Origin of the sequence: Rhodovulum marinum (assembly GCF_004343075.1) — a bacterium.
GTDB classification, from domain to species: domain Bacteria; phylum Pseudomonadota; class Alphaproteobacteria; order Rhodobacterales; family Rhodobacteraceae; genus Rhodovulum; species Rhodovulum marinum.
Genome location: NZ_SLXP01000013.1, coordinates 40,932 through 65,844, shown reverse-complemented (window position 1 = coordinate 65,844; position 24,913 = coordinate 40,932). Strand labels below are relative to the sequence as shown.

Annotated in this window: 27 protein-coding genes and 1 tRNA gene; 23 read left to right on the top strand and 5 right to left on the bottom strand. The window is 65.1% G+C overall.

Features of this window, described 5'->3' with window-relative positions; translation table 11 throughout:
* Positions 1-8: 8 nt before the first annotated feature.
* The 8 genes from fcl (at position 9) to EV662_RS16195 (ending at position 7,941) form a co-directional block, all read left to right on the top strand.
* Complete coding sequence (gene fcl / locus EV662_RS16230; RefSeq protein WP_132464892.1) at positions 9-980, top strand: GDP-L-fucose synthase; 972 nt, start codon at positions 9-11, stop codon at positions 978-980.
* The gene (nusG, locus tag EV662_RS16225) at positions 944-1,696 is read left to right on the top strand and encodes a transcription termination/antitermination protein NusG (RefSeq protein WP_341799086.1); all 753 of its coding nucleotides are present in this window, start codon (positions 944-946) and stop codon (positions 1,694-1,696) included. The genes fcl and nusG overlap by 37 nt, the downstream gene beginning before the upstream one ends.
* A 180-nt stretch (positions 1,697-1,876) precedes the next feature.
* A complete protein-coding gene (locus EV662_RS16220) occupies positions 1,877-2,110 on the top strand; it encodes a hypothetical protein (RefSeq protein WP_132464818.1) in 234 nt (77 codons plus the stop codon).
* A 15-nt stretch (positions 2,111-2,125) separates the two neighbouring features.
* Positions 2,126-3,199 (top strand): nucleotidyltransferase family protein, encoded by a 1,074-nt coding sequence (locus EV662_RS16215; protein ID WP_132464815.1) that lies wholly within the window; start codon positions 2,126-2,128, stop codon positions 3,197-3,199.
* Positions 3,199-4,362, top strand: a complete 1,164-nt coding sequence (locus EV662_RS16210) for a PqqD family peptide modification chaperone (RefSeq protein ID WP_132464812.1) — start codon at positions 3,199-3,201, stop codon at positions 4,360-4,362. The genes EV662_RS16215 and EV662_RS16210 overlap by 1 nt, the downstream gene beginning before the upstream one ends.
* Positions 4,363-4,482: 120 nt before the next feature.
* Positions 4,483-6,732, top strand: a complete 2,250-nt coding sequence (locus tag EV662_RS16205) for a GumC family protein (protein ID WP_165915631.1) — start codon at positions 4,483-4,485, stop codon at positions 6,730-6,732.
* Between the two features lie 44 nt (positions 6,733-6,776).
* Complete coding sequence (locus EV662_RS16200; protein ID WP_132464806.1) at positions 6,777-7,553, top strand: metallophosphoesterase family protein; 777 nt, start codon at positions 6,777-6,779, stop codon at positions 7,551-7,553.
* A gap of 1 nt (position 7,554) precedes the next feature.
* Positions 7,555-7,941, top strand: coding sequence for a hypothetical protein (locus EV662_RS16195; protein WP_132464803.1), 387 nt, complete (start codon positions 7,555-7,557; stop codon positions 7,939-7,941).
* Here the strand turns inward: EV662_RS16195 and EV662_RS16190 are convergent.
* Together EV662_RS16190 and EV662_RS16185 are read right to left on the bottom strand one after the other, a co-directional pair.
* Positions 7,885-9,339, bottom strand: coding sequence for an O-antigen ligase family protein (locus tag EV662_RS16190; protein ID WP_132464800.1), 1,455 nt, complete (start codon positions 9,337-9,339; stop codon positions 7,885-7,887). The two genes, EV662_RS16195 and EV662_RS16190, sit on opposite strands and share 57 nt — an antisense overlap.
* Positions 9,340-9,988: 649 nt before the next feature.
* Positions 9,989-10,639, bottom strand: coding sequence for a hypothetical protein (locus EV662_RS16185; protein ID WP_132464797.1), 651 nt, complete (start codon positions 10,637-10,639; stop codon positions 9,989-9,991).
* Positions 10,640-10,976: 337 nt separating this feature from the next.
* On the opposite strand from EV662_RS16185, the gene EV662_RS16180 reads away from it, so the two are divergent.
* Positions 10,977-12,137, top strand: coding sequence for a polysaccharide biosynthesis/export family protein (locus EV662_RS16180; RefSeq protein ID WP_132464794.1), 1,161 nt, complete (start codon positions 10,977-10,979; stop codon positions 12,135-12,137).
* 427 nt (positions 12,138-12,564) lie between these two features.
* Positions 12,565-13,284 carry a VPLPA-CTERM sorting domain-containing protein gene (locus EV662_RS16175; RefSeq protein WP_165915630.1) on the top strand — a complete coding sequence of 240 codons (720 nt, stop codon included), beginning with the start codon at positions 12,565-12,567 and terminating at the stop codon, positions 13,282-13,284.
* 217 nt (positions 13,285-13,501) lie between these two features.
* Here the strand turns inward: EV662_RS16175 and EV662_RS16170 are convergent, their stop codons facing one another.
* The gene (locus EV662_RS16170; RefSeq protein WP_132464788.1) at positions 13,502-14,176 is read right to left on the bottom strand and encodes a sugar transferase; all 675 of its coding nucleotides are present in this window, start codon (positions 14,174-14,176) and stop codon (positions 13,502-13,504) included.
* A gap of 690 nt (positions 14,177-14,866) precedes the next feature.
* Between EV662_RS16170 and EV662_RS16165 the strand changes: the two genes are divergently transcribed.
* The 4 genes from EV662_RS16165 (at position 14,867) to EV662_RS16150 (ending at position 17,843) form a co-directional block, all read left to right on the top strand.
* A complete protein-coding gene (locus EV662_RS16165) occupies positions 14,867-15,313 on the top strand; it encodes a hypothetical protein (RefSeq protein ID WP_132464785.1) in 447 nt (148 codons plus the stop codon).
* A gap of 239 nt (positions 15,314-15,552) precedes the next feature.
* Positions 15,553-15,972 (top strand): hypothetical protein, encoded by a 420-nt coding sequence (locus tag EV662_RS19630; RefSeq protein WP_165915629.1) that lies wholly within the window; start codon positions 15,553-15,555, stop codon positions 15,970-15,972.
* 3 nt (positions 15,973-15,975) lie between these two features.
* Positions 15,976-17,055, top strand: a complete 1,080-nt coding sequence (locus EV662_RS16155; protein WP_132464779.1) for a CBS domain-containing protein — start codon at positions 15,976-15,978, stop codon at positions 17,053-17,055.
* A gap of 26 nt (positions 17,056-17,081) precedes the next feature.
* A complete protein-coding gene (locus EV662_RS16150) occupies positions 17,082-17,843 on the top strand; it encodes an HNH endonuclease (protein WP_132464776.1) in 762 nt (253 codons plus the stop codon).
* Positions 17,844-18,102: 259 nt separating this feature from the next.
* Here the strand turns inward: EV662_RS16150 and EV662_RS16145 are convergent.
* Positions 18,103-18,177: transfer RNA gene (locus tag EV662_RS16145), tRNA-Thr, on the bottom strand.
* A gap of 87 nt (positions 18,178-18,264) precedes the next feature.
* Here EV662_RS16145 and EV662_RS19625 point away from each other — a divergent pair.
* Genes EV662_RS19625 through EV662_RS16135 form a run of 3 tightly spaced genes read left to right on the top strand, consistent with a single transcriptional unit; the run spans position 18,265 to position 20,173 of the window.
* A complete protein-coding gene (locus EV662_RS19625; RefSeq protein ID WP_165915628.1) occupies positions 18,265-18,417 on the top strand; it encodes a hypothetical protein in 153 nt (50 codons plus the stop codon).
* A complete protein-coding gene (murA, locus tag EV662_RS16140; RefSeq protein ID WP_132464773.1) occupies positions 18,417-19,685 on the top strand; it encodes a UDP-N-acetylglucosamine 1-carboxyvinyltransferase in 1,269 nt (422 codons plus the stop codon). The genes EV662_RS19625 and murA overlap by 1 nt, the downstream gene beginning before the upstream one ends.
* Positions 19,682-20,173 (top strand): DUF2948 family protein, encoded by a 492-nt coding sequence (locus EV662_RS16135; protein ID WP_132464770.1) that lies wholly within the window; start codon positions 19,682-19,684, stop codon positions 20,171-20,173. The genes murA and EV662_RS16135 overlap by 4 nt, the downstream gene beginning before the upstream one ends.
* Before the next feature lie 9 nt (positions 20,174-20,182).
* On the opposite strand, the gene EV662_RS16130 is transcribed toward EV662_RS16135, so the two are convergent.
* Complete coding sequence (locus EV662_RS16130; RefSeq protein WP_132464767.1) at positions 20,183-20,581, bottom strand: c-type cytochrome; 399 nt, start codon at positions 20,579-20,581, stop codon at positions 20,183-20,185.
* A 199-nt stretch (positions 20,582-20,780) separates the two neighbouring features.
* On the opposite strand from EV662_RS16130, the gene hisD reads away from it, so the two are divergent.
* Genes hisD through EV662_RS16100 form a run of 6 tightly spaced genes read left to right on the top strand, consistent with a single transcriptional unit; the run spans position 20,781 to position 24,908 of the window.
* Complete coding sequence (hisD, locus tag EV662_RS16125) at positions 20,781-22,091, top strand: histidinol dehydrogenase (RefSeq protein ID WP_132464764.1); 1,311 nt, start codon at positions 20,781-20,783, stop codon at positions 22,089-22,091.
* Positions 22,088-22,573, top strand: coding sequence for a UPF0262 family protein (locus EV662_RS16120; protein ID WP_132464761.1), 486 nt, complete (start codon positions 22,088-22,090; stop codon positions 22,571-22,573). Before hisD ends, EV662_RS16120 begins: the two co-directional genes overlap by 4 nt.
* A 1-nt stretch (position 22,574) precedes the next feature.
* On the top strand, positions 22,575-23,042 hold the full coding sequence (locus EV662_RS16115) for an arsenate-mycothiol transferase ArsC (protein WP_132464758.1): 468 nt from the start codon (positions 22,575-22,577) through the stop codon (positions 23,040-23,042).
* Positions 23,039-23,434, top strand: coding sequence for a ketosteroid isomerase-related protein (locus tag EV662_RS16110; protein ID WP_132464755.1), 396 nt, complete (start codon positions 23,039-23,041; stop codon positions 23,432-23,434). The genes EV662_RS16115 and EV662_RS16110 overlap by 4 nt, the downstream gene beginning before the upstream one ends.
* A complete protein-coding gene (locus EV662_RS16105; RefSeq protein WP_132464752.1) occupies positions 23,431-24,018 on the top strand; it encodes a GNAT family N-acetyltransferase in 588 nt (195 codons plus the stop codon). The genes EV662_RS16110 and EV662_RS16105 overlap by 4 nt, the downstream gene beginning before the upstream one ends.
* Entirely contained in the window at positions 24,015-24,908 is an 894-nt protein-coding gene (locus tag EV662_RS16100) for a carbon-nitrogen hydrolase family protein (RefSeq protein WP_132464749.1), read from the top strand. The genes EV662_RS16105 and EV662_RS16100 overlap by 4 nt, the downstream gene beginning before the upstream one ends.
* The last annotated feature ends 5 nt before the right edge of the window (positions 24,909-24,913 follow it).

Below are 24,913 nucleotides of genomic sequence, written 5' to 3'. Positions count from 1 at the left end.
GCCGGACCATGGCCAAGGTCTATGTCGCGGGGCACAGGGGCATGGTGGGCGGCGCGATCCTGCGCCGGCTCGAGGCGCGGCGGGCGGACGGTGCGCCGCTGGACCTGGTCACCCGCACCCATGCCGAGCTCGACCTGACCGACCAGCACGCGGTGCGCGCCTTCTTCCGCGACGAACGCCCCGACGTGGTGATCCTGGCGGCCGCGCGGGTGGGGGGCATCCATGCCAACAACAGCTTCCCGGCCGACTTCATCTACGAAAACCTGATGATCGAGGCGAACGTCATCCACCAGGCCTGGGCCGCCGGGGTGCGGCGCCTGTTGCAGCTGGGGTCGTCCTGCATCTACCCGCGCGAGGCGCCGCAGCCGATGCCCGAAGAGGCGCTGCTGACCGGCCCGCTGGAGCCGACCAACGAACCCTACGCCATCGCCAAGATCGCCGGGATCAAGCTTTGCGAAAGCTATAATCGCCAGCACGGCGTGGATTATCGCTCGGTGATGCCCACCAACCTTTACGGGCCGGGCGACAACTTCCACCCCGAGAACTCCCATGTCCTGCCCGCGCTGATCCGCCGGTTCCACGAGGCGGTGCGCGAGGGCCGCGACGAGGTGGTGATCTGGGGCAGCGGCACGCCCCGGCGCGAGTTCCTGCATGTCGACGACATGGCCGAGGCCAGCCTGTTCGTGCTCGACCTCGCCCCCGAGGTCTACGCCGCGAACACGCGCCCGATGCAAAGCCACATCAACGTGGGCACCGGCGAGGATATCAGCATCGCCGAACTGGCCCGCCTGGTCGCCGAGATCACCGGATTCCGCGGCGCCATCCGCCACGACCGCACGCGCCCCGACGGCACGATGCGCAAGCTGATGGACGTCTCCCGGCTCGCCGAAATGGGCTGGCGCGCACGCATCACCCTGCGCGACGGCATCGCCGAAACCTACAAATGGTTCCTCGACAACGCCGAGGAGGTCAGGGCCTGAAATCGCGATGGCGCGCGAATGGGGGATGCAAGTCATTTAAAGCGGAACGGTGTTCCGAATTTTTCGAAGGGGGAAAGATGCCGGCAAATTCGCAATGGTTTCTCGCGCAACTCAGGCCGAATGGCCTGTGCCTTGCCGAGCGTAATCTTCTGAGGCAGGGGTTTCGCATCTTCAACCCGCGTCAGCGGCAGACCCGACGGCGGGGTGGGCGTTTCGTGACCGAGAACGCCCCGCTTTTTCCAGGTTATCTTTTCGTGTCCTTCGATCCGCGCCAGGGCCAGTGGCGTGCGATCAACAGCACCTATGGCGTGGCCCGGCTGGTCAGCTTCGGCGGGCAGCCAAGGCCTGTGCCCGGCCGGTTGGTCGATGGGCTGGCTGCGCGCACCGACGCGGACGGCCAACTTGGCCTCGCGCCCGGCGATCGCGTCCGCATCACCGCGGGTGCGTTTGCCGAATTCGTCGCCACGGTGGACCGGCTGGCCCCGGACCAGCGCGTCTGGCTGTTGCTGGACATCATGGGGCGCGAGACGCGCGTGGCCGTCGAAAGCACGGATCTTGCCCCGTGCGAGCGGCGTGGGAACTGTGTGGGTGGCCGTGACGCGGCCGGTGATCCGCGTGCCCCGCAGCGGGGGCGAATCGCGCGCGATGGCGGGGCGGTGCAGTCCCGCGCTGCGCCGGCGAACGGGGCGAGGCCGCATCTGCACGCGGGCGAATAATCGCATCGCGGGAATATGGTGGCGGTTTCGCGCATGAATTGGGCGTACGAAGCTTGACAACATATCCGTTCAGAAATGAACGCGTTAAAACCTTTTATTGTCCGGCCATATCCGAAATGATATGGAAGATCGCGTTGGGGTGATTATTATGCGAAATTCAAAGGTGGGTGCATAAAGGGTATGACACGGCAGACGCAAATCGACGAGGCCCCCGAGGCTCTCGGTGAAATCGACGGCGAGCGCCGCGCGGCTTTGCGCCGTCTCGGGGCGCTGGCCGGTGGGGCGCCTGCGGTCGCGCTGTTGCTCGCGCCGTCCGCGTCCAGGGCGGAATTCATCGGATCCTGTGTCGACGCCAGCAATTGCCCCGATCTCGGGGATGTCGACGACGACGATGACGACAGGCCGCAACTCTGACGGCCGGGTTTCGGGATGAGCGACGGGCTGCAGATGCTGTCCGCGATCGGAAAGCTGGTCGCGGGCAACGGGGCGTTTTCCTGGGACTGGTCCGACAGTCGCCTGGTGCGTGCAAGTGATACGCTGGTGACGGCGGTCTGGCCGGCGGCGAATGCTGCCGACAAGGCGCGCCACGCCGCAGATCTGGCGCCGTTCGAAGCTGCCCATGATCTGAACGCCGTTCGTAATGCCGATCTGCGCCGACAGATCGAAGCCGTTGGCATTTGCCTGAACCGCGCAGGCATCGTGCCCGTATTGCTGAAGGGGGCGTCGCACCTGGCGACGGATCTTTGGCCCACGCCGGGATCACGCCTGTTGGCGGATCTCGACCTTCTCGTGCCGCAGGGGCAGCTGCAAACGGCGCATCGCACCCTTCTGGAGCTTGCCGGGCGGGGGGCGCAGGCCCCGGGCCACCCGGAACTGGTGGCACAACACAAGCATCTCTTGCCCGTGGTCGGCGCAGGGGGGCAGGCGCCGGTGGAACTGCACCATGCGATCCTCCCCGAAGAGGCCCGCGCCCTGGCGCCCGCCGAGGACATCATCGCGCGATCCGAGGAAATCGTGCTGGGGCAGGCGCGCCTGCGCGTGCCCGCTCCGACCGACCGGGTTCTGATCGCGATGCTGCATGGCCCCGCGGGCGGCGGCACCTATCTCGCGCCCATGCTGCAGATGCGCGACCTGCTCGATATCCGGTTTCTTGCCGCCCGCCACGGGGACCGTATCGACTGGGACTGGCTCGAACGCCATCTCGCCGGGGCGGGGTGGTCCGGCGTGCTTGAAATCACCAATCGCTGTCTCGTTCGCTTTACCGGGTATGCGCCGCCCGTGCGGCGCTGCGGCCCCGTGGCGCGGCTCGACGCGGCGCGGTGGGTGTGGCAACTCGACCATCCGCGGTCGCGCCGGGTGGGGCTTGCGGCAAACCTGGCACGTTACACCTTGCGCAGCCTGGCCCGCGGGGGAGAGCCACGCCGGCGCGCCATCCGTTATCTCGGCCAGCCCGAAACCTATCGCCGTGCCTATCGCCGTTACGTTCTGGGGCGGTCGGCGTGATGGCAGCAGGGGCCCCCGATGTCGCGGCCTGCCGCCACTGGCGGCCCAGCGTGGACTTTGCCGGTCTGCGCCTGGGCCTTGTGCCCGCCTGGAATGCCGTCGTCGGGCTGAACGGCACGGCCGCCGAGATCTGGGACCTGCTGGCCGGCGCCCCCGGACACGGCACTCTGGCCGAACGGTATCGCGCCCGCCGCCCCGACCGCGCGGCGCAGGCCGATACCGACATCGCCGATTGCCTGGCCGCCTGGCGGGCACAAGGTCTTTTCGATCCGCCTCCGTTCCGGGATGTCCCGGCATTTGAGGGGGAAACGGTCGGATGTCCCGCGTTTCGGCGGGGGATCGCGGTGGCCGGGCGCTCTGTGGTGCTTGAGGTCGACGACCCCGGTCTGGCGGCGACCGTCGCGGACATGACCGCCGGGTTCCCGGATGGCGGCGCGGGGCGCCGTCATGTTCTGCGGGTCGCGGGACCCGAGGGGGGGTGGCGGCTTTGCCTCGAGGGCAGGGTGTTCCGCCGGGAACGGGATGCGGTGGCGCTGCGCGGGGCTCTGGTGTCTGAGCTCATCCGGCTTGCCGGCGACTGGCACGCCATGGTGCATGGGGCCGTGCTTGCGCGGGATGGCCGGGCGGTCTTTCTTGCCGGACCCAGCGGGGCGGGAAAGTCGACGCTGGCCGCGGGGCTCGTTGCGCGCGGCTGGCAGATGGTGGCCGAGGATTGCGCGCCCTTCGATGCGGAAATGCGCGTTGTCCCTTTGCCGTTTGCCCTGAGCGTCAAGGAGGGCAGCGTCGCGGCGCTGGCAGGCCTGTTCCCCGGTCTTGCCGGGGCGCGCGTGCATGTCCTTGGCCGGCGCAAAGTGCGCTACCAGCCCTTGCCGCAGGGGGCGGTCGCAACGCATCCGGTCCGGCCCGACCTTGTGGTCGATCTGCGTTACCGGCGCGATTTTCCGGCGGCGCATGCCATCTGCCGTACGCTCTCGCCGCTGGACCGTTTGCGGCTGTTCCTGACCGAGGACGGCTATGTCGATTTCGAGCGCGATCTTCGCAACGCCTTCTTGCGGTTCGTCGAGACGACACCCGGCATCGCGCTGGAACATGGCGGGCTCGATGCCGCCGAAGGGGCGATCCTGCGCCAGCTGGACAGGGTCGTGGAGAGGTGTTCGGGATGAGATGCCATCCAGACCGCGCCGGCCCGTCTGACCGTTCGCAAATGGGCAGGGCCGGCGCCACGCATGCCAAGCAGAAGTGGTTACATGACAGGTACGAGTAACAGGACCCCGGGCCCGGCAATGGCCGAACCGTTCGACGAAGACGACGACGTCATCGATCTGCGCGCGCTGGCGATGACCATGTGGCGCGGCAAGTGGATCATCGCGATCTGTGCGCTGTTCGGGATCGTGATGGGTATTCTCGCCGCAAGCCAGGTCGAACCGCGTTACCGGGCGACGGCAAAGCTATTGATCGGGACCGAACGGGCCGATGTGATGAAGGGCGAAGGGGTGATGGTGGATGCCCGTTTCGGGGATACCACGCTCCAGACCCATACCGAGATCCTGCGGTCGACCAAGCTTATCAATCGCGTGATCGACGAGCTTGGCCTGATGGAAAATCGCGAATTCCAGCCCAGGCCGCCCGAGGATCTGACCGCGGTGCAGAGAGCGCGCCAATGGTTGCGCGACCTGACGACGCTTCCCGACGGCGTGCAGGAATTCATGATGGATATCGGCCTGAAATCACCGCCGCCACAGCCCTTGCCGCCCGAAGAGGCCGCCATGCGCAAGCGCCTTGCCCTGGTCAACCGGATCGAAGCGGGCATGTCGCTGAATCCGATCCCGGAAAGCCGCGTTATTTCGGTGTCTTTCACCTCGGGTGATCCAAGGCTTTCGGCACGTATCGCCAACGAGATCACCGAACAATACCTTGTCGATCAACTGGAAGGAAAGCTCGAGACCACGCGAAACGCCGTCGGCTGGCTGTCCGACCGGGTCGAGCAGTTGCAGGGCCGGGTGTCGGCGGCCGAGCGCGAGGTCGAGATCGCCTATGCCACGCTCAGCACCGAGTCGGGCCAGAGCCTGGATGTGACCAAGCAGCAGATCCAGTCGTTGAACGGCGCGCTTGCGGTCACCCGGAACGAATTGTCCTCCAAGGAGGCGCAATTCCGACGGCTGTCGCAGGCGGTTGAAGAAGGGCAGGACCTGGGTGCGCTGACCGAGTTCCGTGAATCCCCGATCATCGCGGGGTTCCGCCGCGAGGAAAGCGAATTCATGGCCCAGCTGGCCGCGCTGGAGACCACGGTGCCGGCGGGCCATCCCGCCCGTGTCCGGCTGACCGCGCAGATCGAGGAGGTCCGCAAGAGCATCCGCGCCGAGGCCGCCCGGATCCTCAAGTCGATCGAGATCGATCTCGAGGCGAAACGCGCCGCCGAGGAAAAGCTGGTCGCCGAGATCCGTGCGCTCGAGGACAAGGCGGCCGAACAGGCCAAGGCAGCGGTCGAAATCCGCCAGCTGGAACGCGAGGCCGAAGCGAGCCGCATCCTTTACGAGAACCTGCTGTCGCGCCTTCAGGAATCCTCGGCCGAAGAAACGCTTCAGACCGCGGATGCCCGCGTGATCTCGCCGGCCGAGATCCCCAACGGCCCGCTCGGCACGTCGGCCCGGCGCACCAAGATGCTGTCCACCCTTCTGGGCCTGATGACCGGGGTGGGGCTGGTGTTCCTGATGGACAAGCTGAACAACACCTTCCGCTCGGCCCAGCAACTCGAGCAGATGACCGGCCTCGGCATCCTGGGCACGATCCCCTCGGCCGGAAGCCGGGTGCAACGGTCGGACGTGGTCGAGGTTTTGCGCGACAAGCCGAATTCGTCGCTTGCGGAATCGATCCGCAACCTGCGCACCTCGATCCTGTTCTCGAATGTGGACAGCCCGCCGAAGGTGGTCATGTTCACCTCGTCCGTCCCGCGCGAGGGCAAGTCGACGACGTCGATGTTGCTGGCGCTCACCAGCCGGCAGATGGGCAAGTCGGCGATCATCGTCGATTGCGACCTCAGGATGCCCGCGCTTGGCAAGGTGTTGAAGGTCAAGGAGGACGAACTGGGTCTGCTGTCGGTGATGAACAACACGGCGACGCTTGCGCAGGCGATCTACAAGGAACCCGAGACCGGCCTGCACCTGCTGATGACGAAGTCCGCCGAGCGGAGCGCGAACATCAACGCCGCCGACGTACTTGCCTCGCACCGGTTCCGCGAACTGGTTCAGGACCTGTCCGAGGCCTATGACCTGGTGATCCTCGACACGCCGCCGACGCTGGTCGTGACCGATGCGCGGATCCTGGCGTCGATGGCCGACACCGTGGTGTTCGCCGTGCGTTGGGACAAGACCCCGAGGAACGCGGTCCTCGAAGGCCTGCGGGAACTGACCTCTGTCGATGCGAAGCTGACCGGCCTTGTCTTCACCATGGTCGACGAGGCCAAGGCCTCCCGGTACGCCTATGACGGCTACGCCTATTACAAGGGGCGCTACCGGGACTACTATGAGGTCTGATCGCGCCTCGCGCGGCCGGACGATCCGTTGAGTGGGCGGTGACCATGCTGGGGTTGAACAGAAGAAAGACAAACACGCCAGCCGAACCCGAACCGGTGCGGCTCCCCGCGCCGGATCGTCGTCTTTACGTGGTCGGCGATCTGCACGGGCGCATCGACCTTCTCGAGAGGATGCTGGACCGGATCGCCACCGACATCTCGGCCCGTGCCGGCGACGGTCGCGATCCGACGATCGTCTTCGTGGGCGACATGATCGACCGGGGCGACCAGTCGCGCGAGGTGCTGGAATGTCTGCACGGTCTGGCCTCGGTCTGCGAGGCGGACGAACTGGTCCTTCTGAAGGGCAATCACGAAGCGGCGCTGTTGCGATTTCTCGATGCGCCCGAGGCCGGCAAGTCCTGGCTGCAATTCGGCGGCGCGCAGACATTGGCAAGCTACGGTGTCCCGCCGCCCCAGGGAGAGCCGCGCAGCGACAAGCTGCGCACCGTGGCGCTGGGCCTTCTCAAGGCGATGGGCGATCACGTGGACTTCCTGCGGGCGATGCCCCTGGTCTATCGGTCGGGCGACGTCGTCTGTGCCCATGCAGGGCTTGATCCCCAGCAGCCGGACAGCACCGACGAGGCCGCGCTCCTCTGGGGATCGTCGGGTTTTCTCGATGCCGAAGGCGTGCCGGGGCTGCGTGTTGTTCACGGTCATTTCGATGCGTCCGAGCCGGTTCTGACCGACCGGCGGATCTGTGTCGATACGGGCGCCTATTACTCGGGGCGGCTGACCGCGGCCGTGATCGACGAGAATGTCCGTTTCCTGACGGTCTGGAACTAGCGTGGCGGCCGGTCGCGGCGCGCCATGGTCACCTTCCGCACGTCGCCGGATCGCGGCGGTCTCGGCGCTGGGCCTGTTTGCCGCGATCTGCTGGCTCAGCCTGACCGACGATCTGCCCGACCTCGTGCGGCGCGCGGTGGAAGGGTATCAAGTGCCCGCGCATGGCGCCATGCATATGGCCTTGGCCGTTCTGGTTTACGCAGCCCTGCCGCGCCGCAGGGATGCCGCCGCGGGGGTCTTGCTGGCCGTCGCGGTGCTGCTTGAACTGGCGCAGGGGATGACCGCGACGCGCGAAGTCTGGTTGTCCGACATGGCCGCGAATGTCGCCGGCTCACTTGCCGGGATCGCGCTTTTCGCGGCGGTCTCGTCCAGGTGCGCCCCGCGATAGATCCGACCGGCGGCGCCGGCGGGGCGTGGTTTCGACCGCGGTGAACGCCTGCGCCCAGCCGATGCCCAGGATCGCGGCGAACGTGGCGGCGATGGCGGGGATCTGCAGGCTGAAATCGAACAGCGAATGGAACGCGGCCACCGTGAAACAGGCAAAGGCCAGCGCCGGTACGCTTTGGAACCTGCGCCGCGTGCGCAGCCCGCGCAACAGCCGCGTCCCGATCAGCCCGAGCGCCGCGAAGAACAGCACCGCTGCCGGCAGCCCGAATTCGAACGCGTTCTCAAGGTAGGTGTTGTGCGCCATCGTCCATTCCGCGAAGGCCGCCTCCAGGGGGACATAGGGGCGAAACGCGGGCAGGAACGACCCCGCCCCGTGGCCCAGCAGCGGGCGGTCCAGGATCGCCTCGACCACCTTGGGAAACACGATGAACCGCGCGTCGCCCTCGGTTCCGGCCAGCCGGTCGACGACATCCGAACTCAGCACCAGCGCGACGAATCCCGCCAGCGCGGCCGGCACCGCCCAAAGCAGCCGGTCGCCGCCGCCCTGCTTGCGTCGCAGCGCCCAGATCAGCACCAGGATGCCGATCACCCCGGCCATGCCCCCCGCGCGCGAGGCGGTCATCGCCAGCGCGCTGAGACACAGCAAGGCCCCCAGCGCATGCACCCAGCCGCCCGCAAAGAACCGCTCCAGGTAATCGCGCAATGCCATGGCGCCCTCGGCCCGGAAGGTCATCCGGTAATAACAGGCGATATTGGCCAGCGCGCCGAAGGCGGCATAGGTGGCATAGGAATTTCGGTTGAAGAAACTCGCGCGGACCGGCCCATGTTCGTCCACGCCCAGCAGGATGTTGACCCCCGCCAGCCGCGACAGGATGCCGTAAACCGCCAGCGCCGCCGAGAACAGCGCGAAGGCGCGCAGGAACGCCATGGCGCGGCCTGGGTCCAGCGCGCTGCGCATCATGATCCAGAAGATCATCGCATAGGCGGTCAGCCGCATCACCAGTGGCCGCCCGCTTTCGGGATCGGCCGAGATCGTGGGCGCAGCGCCTTCGGGCGCGATGGCCCAGACCGGGTGATGCAACCCCATGGGCAGCCCCGGTACACCCTGCAGCAGCAGCCATCCCAGCACCGCGAACCACAGCGCGCCTGGCACAAGCGCCCGGCGCGCGGCCACCGGCAGCCCACCCGCCATGTCCAGCACGACCTGCAGCGTAAAGAGCCCGAGCGCGGCCAGCGCCATCAGAGTCGAGGCCACCGCATAGACCCCGCCATTGACGAGCGCAGCCGCCATCGCGACCAGCAGCGCCGCCCAGCCAAGCGCGCCCTGCAACCGGTCGGCGACCGTGCGGTCCGCCGGCCGCGACAGGGCAGGGGAGAGGGAGCGGACGGACGCGCGCATGGATAGCATTTGAGACTCGGACCGGGATACAGCATAACGCCTTTCCTCTAGCCTGATGCCCCCCGAAAAGGCAAATGGCCGCGATCAAATCGTGAAGTCGTTACGAAGTCGGCCAATTGCCCCGTTTCTGCCCCCGTGTCGATTGACCGGCCGGGGGGGCGGACGGTATTAACCAAGTCAGGTTTGGCATTGCCCGCGGGACGGGGAGAGTTGCGATGATGCGCATTTCGAGGAAGGTTTTTTTTGCGGTGGCTTTCGGTGTCAACGCGACGATTGCGGGTGCTCTAGGGGCCCAAGTTCCTGGCCTTCAAGAATATTGTGCAGAAGCCGACGCGGTTTTGACTTGGTGTGGAGTTAATAATGAACAGGGATGTGATGGATTTGATAACCTGAGTAGCCTCGCCGCTTGCTGCGTTCTCGGCAATGATGGCAGCTACTCTTGGGGTGACACAGTGTATTGTGCGCAGAACGACCTTAGCAAGGACTCTCTTCTGTGCACTGCTTCCACAACCGCCAGTCCGAGTAACTCCCGTATTTGCCCGCCAACGCAGTGAAATGACCGAAACCATGGTGCCGTTACCGAGTTCTATTCGAGGGTGAGGCTCCGTACATCTCTTCAGGTCGTTTGTTCCAGACGCCTGACGTTAGGTCACTCGAAAGCGGCGACGTCCTCAAGCAAGTCCACGATCGCTGACGTCTGGACCTCGTTCATTGCCCGTCCCGTTCGCCCGAGGGTGGCGGCATTCGCCCGGACAAGGGGCCTCAGCGCCGCGTCCGCCTCCACCGCGCCGCGCAACTCCGCCGCCAGGTCCAGCCTTTCTTCTGCCATATCAATGCTGTAGGGCGCCATGGCTTGCGCGCGCAACAGTGCCTCCAGCGCCCTGTCGGGGGCGCCCAGTTCCTCTTGGGCCGAGGCCAGCAGCAGCCAGGTATGGGCATCGGACGGGCGCAGGCGCAGACTGGCCAGCGCCAGGTCACGGGCGCGCGTGTATTCGTTCTGTACCACGCCGCCGGCGGCCTCGGTCGCCGCGCGGTTTCGTTCCATGCGCTTCTTGAACGCCTCCAACCCTTGCGTGAACATCAGGGTCAGGGTCGCATGCCGATAGCCATAGCCCACCTGGTACAGGTATTCCGCCCGGTGATACATCGACCCTTCGCGGAAGGACCGCGTGCCGCCCAGGACGTTTTCCACCTGCAGGCTGCGGTTGAAGGCGGGGGTGTGGCGCAGCGTGTCCCAGCTTTGCCAGCCCGCAAAGGCAAGAACGGCAAGCGGGGCGAGCGACCAAAGGCGTTTCGGCATGGGCAGGACCTGCGGCAAAGCGGCATGAGGCAAAAGGTTTCCGGCTTTGGATGCGAAAGTCAATCGCCGGGGCCGTTCCAATGGAAGGGCGCCCTTGGCATCGCTGTTCCCACCGAATAACCGCGCAATGTTACGAATTTAAGCCTGGCATCGGGGGAATTCCCAAGGGTGCCACGGGTCGGCTGGCGAAACCGGCCTGCCCGGTGAATGAGCGATTGCGCAAAGGCCGACCGATGCAGAAAAACCGCACCGTATCAGCGAATTGATCGCGTGACTTGCCGAACTCTGCGGCGTTGGGTCATCAAGATGCAAATTCGGCTTGGTTCGGAGCGGTCAGGTGAACAAGTGCAAAACGTTGGTTCTGGGGTGTGGTCTTTTGCTGGCCGGGTGCGGCGGCAGCGGGCCCAGCGCCAACGCCATCCTCAGCGGCACGGACATGGTCGTGGGGCGCGCCAGCCTGTCGGAAACCGAACGTGCCCCTTACGTTCTGGTCGAAATGGACCGCGGCCTTGCACGAGCGTTCACCGACGCGCAGCGCCGTACCGAACAAGAGGCGTTTCACCGCACCGGCGGGCCGATGCCGGTGGTGATCGGGCGTGGCGACATCGTCCAGGTGGCGATCGTCAGCACCGCCGAGACCGGGTTCGTCGATTTCACCACCGCCTCGATTTCGCCGATCTCGCAAACCTCGCTGGTCCCCCAGGAGGTCGGCGATGACGGGATGATCCGGGTGCCGCCGCTGGGCCGCATCCGGGCGCAGGGGCGAACCGTCCGCGAAGTCGAGAACTTCCTGACCGAACGGTTGGGCGAGGTGCTGGTGGAACCCGCGGCCATCGTGCGCATCGCCGATCGGCAAAGCGCCAAGGTGTCGGTCGTGGGCAAGGTCGGGGCGCCCGGCAAGTATTCGCTGGACGATGTGAACCTGCGGGTCCTGGACCTGATCACCGCGGCCGGCGGCCCCGCCGAGCGGTCCGAAAACCTGCGCGTCAAGCTTAGCCGCAACGGCGTGACCCGCACCGCGCTGTTGGAAAGCATTCTTTCGAATCCGCGGCTGAACGTCTATCTGCGCCCCGGTGACGTGATCGAGGTCGAGACCCCCGAGAACCGAATCGTGGTGCTGGGGGCGGGAGGGACGCGCAACCAGACTTTGACGCTGGATCAACCCGATGGCACCCTGGTTGATGTTCTTGGTTATGGCGAGGGGTTGGCGAACCGCCGCGCCGACCGGTCGGGCGTATTCATCTATCGTGACGCGCAGCGCGACGTTCTCGCCCGGATGGGAGTGGACGTATCGCGCTTTGCCGGGGACAGCGTGCCCACCGTCTTCCGCTTCGATCTCTCGCAACCCGACTCTCTCTTCGTGGCAAAGTCCTTCGCGGTCGCGGATGGGGACGTTCTCTACATTGCGGCCAGTCTCAAGGATGCTGTGGACGCCTTCGCGACCTTCTTCCCGGTGCCGTCGACCTTCGTGCCGACACCGTCCGGTTTCGACTATTGACGCGGCAGCCCGACCGTTCGATTTGACCGCTGCCACTGGAATATGCCAGTCCAAATTAATATCGTAACGTGAGCCGGTTTTAGGCTTGCATTTTTCATTAACGCATTTCCGAATCGCCTGGCATTTGCTAACGCTGAACTGGGTGTCGTGATTGGATTGGCGGGTTTGGCTTTGGGGGAATTGCAGGGGTTGAACGTCCGTGTACGTTCGATGCCGTCGGACACGGGGCTGGACGACACGTCCGTCACGCTTGACCGGGATTAGTCTTCCAAAGTTGCTGCAATCAGGCCGTGCGCGCCGGCTATTGTTCAATTTGACGGGTCGTTGCGAAACTTACGGGGTGCCATCATGACGGATCGAAGGGCGATGTGCCGCTGTCCGGACGGATCGGTCGGGCGGGGTGCAACGGCGGTAAGAGGTAATGGGAATGAATAAATCCGGTATCCAGGCGATTGTGGTCGGGCTGTCCCTGTTTGCAGGGGACGCGGCATTGTCGCTGACGCTGACTGGGAATTTTGGATCGAACGAGTACGATAACTTCGGTGTTCCGCAGGCCCTTTCGAACGGCGCGGCGAACGCTGGTCTCTTGGCGCTGACGGCGAAATACGACGACGGCTCGACGCAGTCGATCGACGCATATTGCGTCGACCTGTACCAGCCCTTCCTGCAGGGGAAGACCTATTCATTTACCGAGATGCCGTTCGGAGATGGCGGTATGTCGCTCAGCCTTGCGCAGCAGCGAGATATCAAAAACCTGTTCGAGATCGCGGATCCAGTCAGCCTCGATTTCGGGACAGAGAAGCACTCCGCGGGTCTGAACCTGGCGCTTTGGGAAATCGTTTATGAAACCAGCGGTGTCTATTCCCTGGCAAATGACGGCGGCGCCTTTTGGGTGTTTGCCGATCCGAACGACCCGGGCAATGGCGAGGTCGAGGCCGCGAATTTCGCGGCGTCGCTTCTGGCGCAGATCACGCCGGGTGCTGCTGCGGTGAGTGACAATTACAATGTCCGTTTCCTCGAGTCCGCAAACCATGAAAGCCAGAACCTGGTGACCTTCACGCCTGTGCCTCTGCCCGCGGCGGGTTGGGCACTTGTCTCGGCGCTTGGCGCGCTGGTCCTGATGCGGCGGAAGACGCGCGCGGCCTGAGGTCTGAGAAGCCGTTCCTTGCATCTTTGGCTAGCCTGGTTGGTTGGTGGGGTAGGTAGAAAACAAACCCCGGGTCTCATGGACCCGGGGTTTTCCGTTGCACTGTCGTGAATGAACCTTATCGTCAGGACATCACCTGGTCACCGCGAAACGGCTTTGTCCGAGAGATCGGCGTAGATCAGATGAAGCTTATTGAGGAAGCGTGGCTGGCGGGCGCTTACTTCGCGCCCCAGCCCGTCAGCATCACGCGTACCGTGTGCCAGATGATGTGAAGTTCCATCTTGATGCGCGAGCGGCTGACGTAAAGTCGGTCGAAACGTGCCTTGCGCCGAATGGCATGGTCACAATCGGCATAGCCGGCATGGATCTGGGCCAAACCCGTAATGCCCGGCCGCACACGGAAGCGCAGCTGGTAATGGGGAACCGTTCCGACATAGCTGCGCGCATGCGACCAGGCATCCGGTCGCGGACCGATCACGCTCATCTCGCCGCGCAGGACGTTGAAAAAGTTGGGCAGCTCGTCGAGCCGGGTCTTTCGCAGGAACCGACCGAGAGGCGTAATCCGATCCTCCTCTAGCGGTTCGTTATGGTGACGGACGACCGTATTGGAGGGCAGCATGGTCCGAAATTTCCACATCAGGAATTTCTGACCACCAAGCCCCATCCGTTCCTGCCGAAAGAAAAGCGGTCCGGGATTCAGAAACGGGTTCAGCAAGAGCAACACAACCGCCACGCCCAAGATGATCGGCATCGCCGCGATCGACATGCCCTTGTCGAAAGCAAATTTGAACACCCGGTACCGCGGCGACCATCGCGCGATGGGGGCGGGGCGCTGCACGCGTGGAACATCCGCGTAACGCAAGTCCAGATGCGAATAGCCGTCAAAAGACATGCCCACCCCCAGGCGATGAGAAAACACGACACCGAATGATAGCGTTTGGCCACCTGTGCAGGTTCGACCCGCACCCCATGCAAAGAAATCGCGAAAGGGTTGAATGAATCAAGGAAATATTAATCGTTCATTTTTGAACGTGTATGCTTCGTTTCGTTGTTACGATTGCATTGGACGAGGGAGTGTTTCGCGCAAAATACTGGCCAAGATGGATGCAGTTTGAAAACTCTACGGACTGCACAGGTATCAACGGCGCTCGTCAAACGCGAATCGGTGCGGATTGCTGCCGCTCCCTGACAACACGGGAAGATGATGCATGTGCACAACACCCTAGAACAGGCCATGAGTGGCTTTTTTGACTTCACGTAAGTATCTGGAAATATTGACGAGAGCGTTCCTGTTCCCATGTGGCGCTCGAGCTTTCGCGGTCCGTTTGGATACGGCGAGGGAGGCGTATTTGACACGGTGATTGTCGAGCCCATCGCGCGTGCCTTGATAAGTTGTCGTCCAAGGCGGCTGCGCCGCTGAGAAATCAGCATGAAATACTGAAATTAATGATGGTCGATTAAATTCGGTCGGGTTTCTGGAATTGCTCTGAATTGGCCGGACTGCCTGCACCCCATGTACGCTCGACTCCGGGGCGACGATCCATCGCGGGGGCATTGGGCGTGTTAAAGCAGCAGGGATGTCTTGGCGTATCGCAGCAACGGCCAATTCACGGTCGTGGCTTGCCGTTGGTCATGCGGTGTCGCCAAGTTCTACGAGCGCGCCAACAAGGACGCGAAGAAGGGCCAGGGCACATTCGACTTCACCGGTGGCCGGTCGGACCTGCCAACCGCCCCGCTCTCGGCGGAGTTCTCCGATCTGCGCGACCTGCCGGAGGATACTGTCAAGGATGTTGAGGCCAAGGCGAAGGCCTACCGCTCGCTCCGCAAGCAGGACGCCTTCCTGCGGGCGCGCATGGGCTGCAACCTCTACATGGCGGCCTTCCTGCTGCCGAAGACCGACGAGGTGCCGAGCGGAGATTCCGAACGGACCGTGCCGACGTCGCAGGATGTCTGGCTCGCGGTTGGTCAGGGCAAGCCGACCCGACATGGGACCCAGCACCCCGCTACTGGGTGCCCGAGGACGAGGTGACGGCGCGGCTAACCGCCAGGGACTGGAAGCGCGGCTGGTCGATAGGCTGGCGTCGGAATGCAAGAAATACTGATGAACGCACTATGATTGCGAACCCACTGGTCGGTTCGCTGGGCATCGGAGACAGCATATTCTGCCTATCGACGGCACAGAGTAGTCCCGCGCAGGCAGCACTTCTTGCCAACCTTGACACGCTTTCGATGGACTTTGCCGCTAGACAAAAAGTTAGCGGGGTCAACATGAGCTTCTATTTCGTCAACCAATTCCCCATCCTCCCCCCCGACTTTTACACCGCGTCCCGCCTCGCCTTCATCACACCCAAAGTTCTAGAACTCACCTACACCTCGCACAGCCTGGCCCCCTTCGCCCGCGATCTGGGCCATGATGGCCCACCCTTCCCTTGGGACGAGGACCGCCGCGCGCTCCTCCGTGCCGAGCTCGACGCCTTCTACGCCCGCGCCTACGGCCTGACCCGCGACGAGCTGCGCTACATCCTCGACCCCGCCGACGTGAAGGGCCCCGATTACCCGTCGGAAACCTTCCGCGTCCTCAAGGAAAAGGAAATCCGCACCCACGGCGAATACCGCACCCGCCGCCTCGTCCTCGAAGCCTGGGACCGAATGGAGGCGAACTGCGAGTTCAAGGCCATGGGGATGTGACCGATGCCTGATGATCTCAATGCCGTTGAGGACGCGATGATCGCCGAGTTCGAGGAGGTGAAGAAGGACGTAGCGGAAGGCCGGGAGCCGTCCCGAAGCGTTCGAGAATTGCTTCGCTGGTTCGGCGCTCGGCGCAGGCGAGCCGGCGTCGTGGAACGCATCGAGGCGGAACTGGAGGCCGCTGGCCTTTGCACCGATCCGCATTTCACCACGACCTGGATCGACGCGCCAGTGGTCTTCAGGAAACTCGACGCTGCCGCTCCCGCGCCCGAGGCTGCTCCTGTCGTAGCCCCCGAGCCCGGAGACGATGGCGCCAAACCTGCGAAGCCTTCTGACGTCGCGGACATGACCCATCTCGTACGCATGCTCGAAGCTGCGAACCGTGAGGTGATTTCTGTCAACCCGCAGGATCCGATCGAGCGGGCTGTCACCCTGATGCTTGCCTATGACTTCTCGCAACTCGCGGTGATGACTGGCCCGCGCGATCTGAAAGGGGCAATCAGCTGGAAATCGATTGGCAGTCGCCTGAGCCAGCGCAACGAGCTCAAGCAGGTCAGCGACGCGATGGAGCAAGCAGCCGAAGTCTCAGACGCTGACTCCCTGTTCGAGGTCACGAAAACAGTCATCCAGCGCGAATATGTTTTCGTGCGCGCTTCTGCGGATCGCAGGATAACTGGCATCGTGACAGCAACCGATCTTAGCGAGCAGTTTCAGGGACTCTCTGAGCCGTTCTTGCTGCTGGGCCGGATCGAGAACCAGATCAGGCGGCTGATTCAGGATGTCTTCGACGTCGACACCCTCCGCGCTGCCTGCGATGACAATGATCCCGAACGAAAGGCCTCCGTCACGAAGGCGTCGCAGCTGACCTTCGGTGAGTATCAGAGGATCTTCGAGCGAGAGGAGAACTGGGCTCAGCTCGGGTTCGTCGCCTGCCGAAAGACGTTCTGCAAGGAACTGGATGAAGTCCGCAAGCTTCGCAACGAGATCATGTATTTCCACCCCGATGTCATCGAAGATGGTGATTTCGAGCAGCTTCGAAGATTCTCGCGACTTCTTGAACAGCTTGATCAACTCGCTGGCTGAGCAAAAAGAAGAAGCAGACACGTCGCATGCCTGTCATCGAAAGCCCCCAATCCTTCGTCACCCGCCAGGAATGCGACAAGGTCGCGTTCCAGAACGGATTCCGCCGGACGCATGGCGAGACCGATGGGTGGCGACGCTACAGCTCAACGACGGCTCAGGGCTCGCTCTGGCTGGCTCGTGACGCTGCCGACGGCTGGCTGCTCGCCATCGACCACGGGGGGGTGATCGAGGAACTTGAGATTGCTGTGACTTTCGTCGAAGGACCAGGACTGGCCCGCTATGCATTCGCAACGCTGGGTGACCTCTACACCCTGATGCCCCGGTTCTATCAGCTGGCGGCCAGCCTTCCCGACGCGCCGCTTGCGCAGTTCCACGCCAAGGTGAAGGATCTACCGACCAGCACCGAGGCCGAACGACTGGTAGTTCAGCGCATCGGCCAGGATGTATTCCGATCGGGACTGCTCGAATATTGGCAGGGTCGCTGTCCGCTGACGGGCATCTCAGATGAGCCCCTTCTCCGTGCTTCGCACATCATTCCCTGGAAGGACTGCACGAGCGACGCCGAACGCCTCGACGTGCATAACGGGCTGCTTCTCTCGGCACTCTGGGACGCCGCGTTCGACCGCGGCCTAGTGAGCTTCGACGACGACGGCCAGCCGCTACTCTCTCCTATCCTTGGCGAGCAAGCGCGCTCGGAGCTTCGCTGGCAGCAGCCAATCGCGCTGACCGACAAGCACCGTGGGCGCCTCGCCTGGCACCGGGCACAACGCTTCGAGCAGAACCAGTAAGTGAGCCCCTTGGCCTGTCAATGGCGGCCGCAAAGCGCACTGGGAAAAACAAACTTGAAAAGGTCCAGTTTTCGGGGGCAGCGCAGGGGCTGTGATAAGCCGACCGGACGATCAGGGACTTGACCAGGCTTGCGCGCAGGACCGAGTGGGTCAAGTTCGTATTCTTACCGACCATAGACGCAAAGGTGGTCCATTGGGTGGACAGACTTTGATATGAGCTGCATACGGCGTTGTAAATAAATGAAAATATAAAAATTTATGGTGCCGCAGGGGAGGATTGAACTCCCGACCTCACCCTTACCAAGGGTGCGCTCTACCACTGAGCTACTGCGGCGTAACGTGGGCGGCTGATTAGACTCAATCCTTTCCCGACGCAAGCGCTATCTGGACGCATTTTCCACCCTGCGCTAGAGAGGGCGCCATGAGTGGAAAACCCCCGAAAACCGGCGCGGACAATGGGGCCGCGACCCGCGAAGAGCGGTTGAAGCAGGCGCTGAAGGCGAACCTGGCCCGGCGCAAGGCGCAGGCGCGTGCCCGGGCTAACGCGTCCGACGGGCAGAAAGAACAGGGCTGATGGACCAGATCATGATCCGGGGCGGCACGCCGCTTCATGGCGACATCCCGATCGCGGGGGCCAAGAACGCGTGCCTTGCGTTGATGCCGGCGACGCTTCTGACCGATGCGCCGCTGACGCTGACCAACGCGCCGCGGCTGTCGGACATCCGCACCATGACGACGCTGCTGCAATCGCTGGGGGTCGAGGTGTCGGCGCTGCACCGGGGCAAGGTGCTGGTGCTGTCCTCGCACGCGCTGGACAGCCAGCGCGCCGATTACGACATCGTCCGAAAGATGCGGGCCTCGATCCTGGTTCTGGGGCCTCTCCTTGCGCGCTGCGGGCAGGCGCAGGTGTCGCTTCCGGGGGGGTGCGCCATCGGTGCGCGCCCGGTCGATCTGCATCTCAAGGCACTCGAGGCGATGGGCGCGGAGTTGGACCTGCGCGACGGCTATGTGCATGCCAAGGCGCCGGGCGGTCTGAAGGGCGCCGTGGTCGAGTTCGAGCAGGTGACGGTCGGGGCGACCGAAAACGCGCTGATGGCCGCGACGCTGGCCAAGGGCACCACGGAACTTCGCAACGCAGCCCGCGAACCCGAGATCGTGGACCTTGCCCAGTGCCTGCGCGCGATGGGCGCCCGGATCGAGGGCGAGGGGACGGGCACGATCACCATCGAGGGTGTCGACCGATTGGGCGGGGCGACCCACGCGGTGGTGCCCGACCGGATCGAGTTGGGCACCTACATGCTGGCCCCGGCGATCACGGGGGGCGAGGTGACCTGCCTGGGCGGGCGGCTGGACCTTGTCGCCGCCTTCGCCGAGAAGCTGGACGAGGCGGGTGTCTGCTGCGAAGAGAACGAGCGGGGCATTCGCGTAAGCTGCCGTAACGGGCGGGTAAATGCCGTCGATGTCACCACGGCGCCGTTTCCCGGCTTTCCGACCGATCTGCAGGCGCAGATGATGGCGCTTCTTTGCACGGCCCAGGGAAAAAGTGTCCTGGAAGAGACCATCTTCGAGAATCGTTTCATGCACGCACCCGAGCTGATGCGGATGGGCGCGCGGATCGAGGTGCATGGCGGCAGCGCGACGGTGACCGGGGTGGATCGGCTGAAGGGCGCACCGGTGATGGCTACCGATCTGCGCGCCAGCGTGTCGCTGATCCTCGCCGGGCTTGCGGCCGAGGGCGAGACGGTGGTCAGCCGCGTCTATCACCTGGACCGCGGCTACGAGAAGGTGGAACAGAAACTCGGCGCCTGCGGCGCGCATATCGAACGGGTCAGCGGCCAATGACCGGACAGCGGGAAGACGCGCGCTTTGCCGATGGGGCCGAACGGCCACTGCACCTGATCGCCGTCGACCCCGGCGATCTGCCGGTGATCTCGGCGCTGGTGCAGGACGCGGTCTTTCCGGTCACCGAAATGCGCTGGGACCGGCGCGGGCGGCGCTTTGCGATCCTGCTGAACCGGTTCCGCTGGGAAAACCGCGAGGCCGCCGAACTTCGCGGGCGCCCCTATGAACGCGTACAGTCGGTGTTGACCGTCGAGGACGTGCTGGCCGTCGCCAGCCAAGGCTTCGACCGGGACGACCAGGACCTGGTGCTGTCGCTGCTGTCGATTACGTTCGAGCCGGGCAAAGACGGCGCCGGCCAGGTGATCCTGACGCTGGCCGGCGACGGCGCGGTGTCGTTGGCAGTCGAATGCCTCGAGGTGACGCTGCACGACGTCACGCGCCCCTACGAGGCCCCCTCGGGCAAGGCGCCGCGTCACCCCGATTCCTGACGCGTGGCCTTATTGCTGGATCGATTCCAGGTACTGGGCGAGCGCCAGCACGCGCCCGCGTACCATCAGTTCGGCCCCGTATTCGCCGCCGCTGGGCACCGCCTCGGCCTTGAACCGGTCGCCCCAGACCGGCATCGGATAGCCATGGCCGCGCACGCCGGTGCGCCCGTCGATGATCTGGATCACCGCCAGCATGGGGAATTCGCCCTCGTTGGCGGCGGAAAGCTGTGTCAGGTCGGGCATCGGCACGGTCATCAATTCGGCCAGCGGACCATCGCCCACCCCGCTTTCGCCATGGCAGGCGGCGCAGGCCTGCATGTATTCGGCCGGGCCGGGATCCTGGGCCTGGGCGGTGCCGGCGGCCAGGGCCGCGGCAAGAATCGCCATGCTGCATGTCGTTCGGGTCATCGTTTCTCCTCCTCGTCTTGCGTCCGGGGGCGGGCCGCCCCGTTTCCGCATGCTGCGCCAGCGGGTTGACCCTGGGCCCCCATGCGATTCCCCGCATTGACGGCGCGCAACGGGCCGGCGCGGGCAGGTCCGTTTTGGGGTGTTCCCCCTGCGGGCAATTGCCGCTACACACGGGCGCGATAGCCTCACGGGGGACGAGATGCCGGTATTCCTGGACAGCACGGCGGCCAGTTTCGAGGCCGACTTCGCCGCGCTTCTCGGCGCCAAGCGCGAAGACAGTCCCGATGTCGACGCGGTGGTGTCGGAAATCATCGCCGACGTACGCGCGCTGGGCGATGCCGCGTTGATCGAACTGACCGCGCGGTTCGACCGGCTGGCGCTCAGCCCCGAGACGCTGGCCTTTTCGCAGGCCGAGATCGATGCCGAATGCGCCAAGGTGCCCAACGCCGAACGCGATGCGCTGGAACTGGCCGCCGAGCGCATCCGCGCCTATCACGTGCGCCAGATGCCCCAGGACGCGCAATGGACCGACCCCGAGGGGGCCACGCTGGGCTGGCGCTGGACACCTGTTTCGGCGGCGGGGTTGTACGTGCCGGGCGGGCTGGCCAGCTATCCCTCGTCGGTCCTGATGAACGCGATCCCGGCGCAGGTCGCGGGGGTCGAGCGGCTGGTGATCTGTGCGCCCACGCCGGACGGCAAGGCGAACCCGCTGGTGCTTTTGGCGGCGCGGCTGGCGGGCGTCGACACGGTCTATCGGATCGGCGGCGCGCAGGCCATCGCGGCGCTGGCCTATGGCACCCGGACGATCAAGCCGGTCGACAAGATCACCGGCCCAGGCAATGCCTATGTCGCGGCGGCCAAGCGGCGGGTGTTCGGCAAGGTCGGCATCGACATGATCGCGGGGCCGTCCGAGATCCTGGTGATCGCCGATTCCGACAACGACCCCGACTGGATCGCGCTCGACCTGCTGAGCCAGGCCGAGCATGACGAAAGCGCGCAGTCGATCCTGATCACCGACGATGCCGCGTTCGGGCGGGCCGTCGCCGCCGCCGTCGACAAGCGGCTGGAAACGCTGGACCGGCGCGGGATCGCCGGGGCCAGCTGGCGCGATTTCGGCGCGGTCATCACCGTGCGCGACCTTGACGAGGCGGCCGAACTGTCGAACCGCGTGGCGCCCGAGCACCTGGAACTTTGCATGGCCGATGCCGATGCGCTGGCGGCCAAGATCACCCATGCGGGCGCGATCTTCCTGGGCCAGTGGACGCCCGAGGCCATCGGCGACTATATCGGCGGGCCGAACCACGTGCTGCCGACCGCCCGCTCGGCGCGGTTCTCGTCGGGGCTTTCGGTGATGGATTTCCTGAAACGCACGACGATGGCACGGATGACGCCGCAGGCGCTCAAGGCGATCGGCCCCGCGGCCGAGACGCTGGCGATTTCGGAAAGCCTTCAGGCGCACGGGCTGTCGGTCCGCGCGCGCCTGGACCGCCTGAACGAGGAAAGCGCATGAGCACCGCGCGCCTGGTCCATGTCGAACTGGACGATTCCAACCTGCCGCCCCCCACGCCCCAGATCGAGCAGGAGCGCAAGGTCGCGCTGTTCGACCTGATGGAGGACAATTCCTTCGCGCTGCCCGGCCGCGACGACCGCCCCGCGCCCGAGGGGCCCTATCGGCTGACGCTGTCGATCCGGGAAAAGCGGCTGGTCTTCGACGTCCGCACCGAGGCGGGCGACCCGGCGGCGGAGTTCCACCTGTCGCTGTCGCCCTTCCGCCAGGCGGTCAAGGATTACTGGCAAATCTGCGAAAGCTATTTCGACGCGGTGAAACGCCTGCCGCCCAGCCAGATCGAGGCCATCGACATGGCGCGGCGCGGCATCCACAACGAGGGCGCGCGCATCCTTCAGGAACGCCTCGACGGCAAGGCCGACCTTGATATCGACACCGCGCGGCGGCTTTTTACCCTGGTCTGCGTCCTGCATTTCGGGGGCTGAGGTGGCCGGCCCGCTCCCTTCGTCGGTGCTGTTCTGTTGCGATCACAATTCGGTCCGCTCGCCGATGGCCGAAGGCATCATGAAGAAATTCTATGGCCAGGACACCTATGTCCAGTCGGTGGGGGTCAAGAACGACCGCGACGTGGACGGGTTTTCCGTGGCCGTCTGCGACGAGTTGGGCGTCGAGATCGACCGCCACCAGACCCGCTCGTTCGACGAGATGGAGGATTGGGGCGACGACCTGTCGGGCTTCGACCTGATCATCGCGCTGTCGCCCGCCAGCCTGCGCCGGGCGCAGGAACTGACGCGCTATTATCACCTCGATGTGGAATACTGGCCGGTGCTGGACCCGACCGGCCTGGGCGAAACGCGCGCCGACAAGCTGGCCGCCTATCGCCAGACCCGGGACCAGATCGTCGAGCGGCTGATCGACAGGTTCGGGCCGCCGACCCAAGGGAGAGAGGGATGACCCAAGACGTGATCGAGCGCTATTTCGCCGCCTTCAACCGCGGTGACACCGACGCGATGCTGGCCGAACTGTCCGACGACGTGGAACACCACGTGAACGAGGGCGTGATCCGCCGCGGCAAGGCCGCCTTCGCCGAGTTCTGCGCGCACATGTCCCGCTGTTACCGCGAGGAGCTGACCGACATGGTGATCTTCGCGACCGAGGACGGCACCCGCGCGGCCGCCGAATACATCGTCAACGGCACCTACCTGGAAACCGACGAGGGGCTGCCGCCCGCGCGCGGCCAGACCTACCGCCTGCCCGCCGGGTCGTTCTTCACGCTGAAGGACGGCAAGATCGCGCGCGTGACCACCTATTACAACCTGGCCGACTGGCTGCGGCAGGTGAAATGACCCTGTCCTTCCGCACCCTGACCGGGGCGGAGGTCGAATCCGCCCTCGACGACCTGGCCGCGCTGCGGATCCGGGTGTTCCACGACTGGCCCTATCTCTATGACGGCGACCTGGATTACGAACGCCGGTACCTCGCGACCTATCGCGATAACCCGCGCGCGATCCTCGTCGCCGCTTTCGACGGCGATCGGATCGTCGGCGCCTCGACCGGCACGCCGCTGGAGGATCATGCCGATGATTTCGCCGCGGCCTTCGCGGGGACGGGCCACGACCTGGCCGACATCTTCTATTGCGCCGAAAGCGTGCTCTTGCCCGGGTATCGCGGGCAGGGGGCGGGGCATGCGTTTTTCGATGCGCGCGAGGGGCATGCGCGCCGCCTGGGCCGGCGGTTCTGCACCTTCTGCGGCGTGGTGCGGCCCGATGATCACCCGCTGAAACCGGCCGACTACCGTCCGCTGGACGCGTTCTGGCGCAAGCGCGGCTATGAAAAGCTGCCCGGCGCCGTCGCCCATTTCGAGTGGAAGGACATCGACCAGCCCGCCGCGACCCGCCACGACCTGCAGTTCTGGATCAAGCCGCTATGAAACTGGCCGCCGCCGCTTACCCGATCGACTGGCACGACAGCTGGGCCAGCTACGAGGACAAGCTGTCCCACTGGGTGGCCGAGGCCGCCGGGCAGGGGGCCGATCTGCTGGTTTTCCCCGAATATGGGGCGATGGAACTGGCCGCGCTGGCCGGGTCCGAGGCGGCGGGCGACCTGGAACGCTCGCTGCGGGCGGTGTCCGACCGGGTCGAGGCGGCGGACGCGCTGCATGCGCGGCTGGCCATGGCGCACGGGGTGCATATTCTCGGCGCATCGGCCCCGGTCTGGCACGGGCAACGGCCCGTCAACCGAGCGCGCCTCTTCGGTCCCGAAGGCCAGACCGGCTATCAGGACAAGCAGATCATGACCCGGTTCGAGCGCGAAACCTGGGACGTGCGCCCCGGCGGCCCGCTGACGCTGTTCGACACCGCGCTGGGCAAGCTGGGCGTGCTGATCTGCTATGATTCCGAATTCCCGCTGCTCGCGCGCGCACTGGTCGAGGCGGGGGCCGAGATCCTGCTCGTGCCCTCCTGCACCGATGCGCTGGCGGGCTATTGGCGGGTGCGGGTGGGCGCCATGGCCCGCGCGCTGGAAGGGCAATGCGTCGTGGTGCAGGCGCCGACCGTGGGTGATGCCCCCTGGTGTCCGGCGGTCGATGAAAATGTCGGCGCTGCAGCCATTTACGGCCCGCCCGACCTGGGCTTTCCGGCCACGGGCGTCCTGGCCGAGGGCACGCTGAACGCGCCCGGATGGACCTATGCCACGCTCGATGCAGGCGCGGTCGCACGGGTTCGCGCCGAGGGGCAGGTTCTCAACCGCGCCCACTGGTCCGAACAGAAGGACCGGCTTGTACCGGTCGTTTCCACCCCATTCGATGCATTTACGACTTGAAAATT

What these genes read in the sequence shown, in the direction of transcription:
- EV662_RS16200 (WP_132464806.1), top strand. Translation starts at nt 6,777, where the DNA reads ATGCTGGGGTTGAACAGAAGAAAGACAAACACGCCAGCCGAACCCGAA.
- EV662_RS16110 (WP_132464755.1), top strand. Translation starts at nt 23,039, where the DNA reads ATGACCCAAGACGTGATCGAGCGCTATTTCGCCGCCTTCAACCGCGGT.
- EV662_RS16120 (WP_132464761.1), top strand. Translation starts at nt 22,088, where the DNA reads ATGAGCACCGCGCGCCTGGTCCATGTCGAACTGGACGATTCCAACCTG.
- EV662_RS16130 (WP_132464767.1), bottom strand. Translation starts at nt 20,581, where the DNA reads ATGACCCGAACGACATGCAGCATGGCGATTCTTGCCGCGGCCCTGGCC.
- EV662_RS16175 (WP_165915630.1), top strand. Translation starts at nt 12,565, where the DNA reads ATGAATAAATCCGGTATCCAGGCGATTGTGGTCGGGCTGTCCCTGTTT.
- EV662_RS16105 (WP_132464752.1), top strand. Translation starts at nt 23,431, where the DNA reads ATGACCCTGTCCTTCCGCACCCTGACCGGGGCGGAGGTCGAATCCGCC.
- EV662_RS16135 (WP_132464770.1), top strand. Translation starts at nt 19,682, where the DNA reads ATGACCGGACAGCGGGAAGACGCGCGCTTTGCCGATGGGGCCGAACGG.
- hisD (WP_132464764.1), top strand. Translation starts at nt 20,781, where the DNA reads ATGCCGGTATTCCTGGACAGCACGGCGGCCAGTTTCGAGGCCGACTTC.
- EV662_RS16190 (WP_132464800.1), bottom strand. Translation starts at nt 9,339, where the DNA reads ATGCGCGCGTCCGTCCGCTCCCTCTCCCCTGCCCTGTCGCGGCCGGCG.
- EV662_RS16205 (WP_165915631.1), top strand. Translation starts at nt 4,483, where the DNA reads ATGGCCGAACCGTTCGACGAAGACGACGACGTCATCGATCTGCGCGCG.
- fcl (WP_132464892.1), top strand. Translation starts at nt 9, where the DNA reads ATGGCCAAGGTCTATGTCGCGGGGCACAGGGGCATGGTGGGCGGCGCG.
- EV662_RS16210 (WP_132464812.1), top strand. Translation starts at nt 3,199, where the DNA reads ATGGCAGCAGGGGCCCCCGATGTCGCGGCCTGCCGCCACTGGCGGCCC.
- EV662_RS16220 (WP_132464818.1), top strand. Translation starts at nt 1,877, where the DNA reads ATGACACGGCAGACGCAAATCGACGAGGCCCCCGAGGCTCTCGGTGAA.
- EV662_RS16100 (WP_132464749.1), top strand. Translation starts at nt 24,015, where the DNA reads ATGAAACTGGCCGCCGCCGCTTACCCGATCGACTGGCACGACAGCTGG.
- EV662_RS16150 (WP_132464776.1), top strand. Translation starts at nt 17,082, where the DNA reads ATGCCTGTCATCGAAAGCCCCCAATCCTTCGTCACCCGCCAGGAATGC.
- EV662_RS19630 (WP_165915629.1), top strand. Translation starts at nt 15,553, where the DNA reads ATGAGCTTCTATTTCGTCAACCAATTCCCCATCCTCCCCCCCGACTTT.
- EV662_RS19625 (WP_165915628.1), top strand. Translation starts at nt 18,265, where the DNA reads ATGAGTGGAAAACCCCCGAAAACCGGCGCGGACAATGGGGCCGCGACC.
- EV662_RS16155 (WP_132464779.1), top strand. Translation starts at nt 15,976, where the DNA reads ATGCCTGATGATCTCAATGCCGTTGAGGACGCGATGATCGCCGAGTTC.
- murA (WP_132464773.1), top strand. Translation starts at nt 18,417, where the DNA reads ATGGACCAGATCATGATCCGGGGCGGCACGCCGCTTCATGGCGACATC.
- nusG (WP_341799086.1), top strand. Translation starts at nt 944, where the DNA reads ATGGTTCCTCGACAACGCCGAGGAGGTCAGGGCCTGAAATCGCGATGG.
- EV662_RS16170 (WP_132464788.1), bottom strand. Translation starts at nt 14,176, where the DNA reads ATGTCTTTTGACGGCTATTCGCATCTGGACTTGCGTTACGCGGATGTT.
- EV662_RS16215 (WP_132464815.1), top strand. Translation starts at nt 2,126, where the DNA reads ATGAGCGACGGGCTGCAGATGCTGTCCGCGATCGGAAAGCTGGTCGCG.
- EV662_RS16185 (WP_132464797.1), bottom strand. Translation starts at nt 10,639, where the DNA reads ATGCCGAAACGCCTTTGGTCGCTCGCCCCGCTTGCCGTTCTTGCCTTT.